General features: G+C 66.5%; 1 rRNA gene and 1 pseudogene. Both read right to left on the bottom strand.

Annotated features, from left to right (window positions below):
* Positions 1–685: pseudogene (locus tag ACIQBL_RS40210) on the bottom strand (RNA helicase); the annotation flags it as partial.
* Positions 686–795: 110 nt separating this feature from the next.
* Positions 796–912: ribosomal RNA gene (rrf, locus tag ACIQBL_RS40205) — 5S ribosomal RNA — on the bottom strand.
* Positions 913–1,091: the final 179 nt, after the last annotated feature.

The raw sequence follows: 1,091 nt of genomic DNA, 5'->3' as shown, positions 1-1,091 counted from the left end.
CACGGTCATCACGCCCACGGAAACCACCGCGATCGCCACGGTTGTCATCGCTACGACGGTCATCGCGGCGGGGGTAGCTGCCACGGTCACCACGGTCGTCGTCACGCCGGAAGGCAGGACGCTCGCCTCGGTTGTCGCCGCGGTCGTCACGCCGGAACGGGGGACGCTCACCACGGTTGTCGCGGTCGTCACGACGGAACGCGGGCCGCTCGCCGCGATTGTCGTCGCGCCGGAACGGCGGACGTTCGCCACCGCCACGGCTGTCATCGCGACGGAACCCACCGCGATCGCCACCGCCACGGCTGTCGTCACGACGGAACCCACCGCGATCCCCACCACGGTCGTCACGACGGGGACCGGCCGGCCGGTCATCGCGACGCGGGGCGGCGGAACGGTCATCACGCCCACGGAAACCACCGCGATCGCCGCCGCTACTGCCTCGGTCGTCGCGGCGAGGGGCGCCGCCACGGTTGTCGTCACGACGGCCGTAGCCACCGCGATCGCCGCTGCCGCCGGTGCCGCCACTGCCGCCGCGGTCGTTCCCTCGATCGTTGCTACGGCTCGGGCCTCCGCGGTACCCGCCACGGTCGCCGCGGTCACCACTGTCCCGTCGCCGCTCGTCGCGCTCCGGTCGGTCCTCGGGAGAGTTGGTGGACATCGGTGACTCCTGTCTTCGGTACCGCAAGTCATTCTCGCGCAGCCAGCTACTCGGCGCGCTCCGGACTGTGTTTCTGGAAAAACAAAAGGACCCCTGGTCCCAGCGTGAACGCTGGGACCAGGGGTCCTCCAAAGATTGTTCGGCGGCGTCCTACTCTCCCACAGGGTCCCCCCTGCAGTACCATCAGCGCTGTAAGGCTTAGCTTCCGGGTTCGGAATGTAACCGGGCGTTTCCCTCACGCTATGACCACCGAAACCCTAATGGTTTCGAGCGAACAAGCACACTTTTCTGTTGTGTGGTTCAAGCTCTAGCCGACAACTGTTCGTTGTCTCAGAACTAACACAGTGGACGCGAGCAACTGAGGACAAGCCCTCGGCCTATTAGTACCGGTCACCTCCAGCGGTTACCCGCCTTCCAGATCCGGCCTATCAAC

It is taken from the genome of Streptomyces sp. NPDC088350 (assembly GCF_044753545.1).
Classification (GTDB): Bacteria; Actinomycetota; Actinomycetes; order Streptomycetales; family Streptomycetaceae; genus Streptomyces.
The sequence above is the reverse complement of the archived record's forward strand: the minus strand, read 5'-3'. Positions and strand labels throughout refer to the sequence as shown.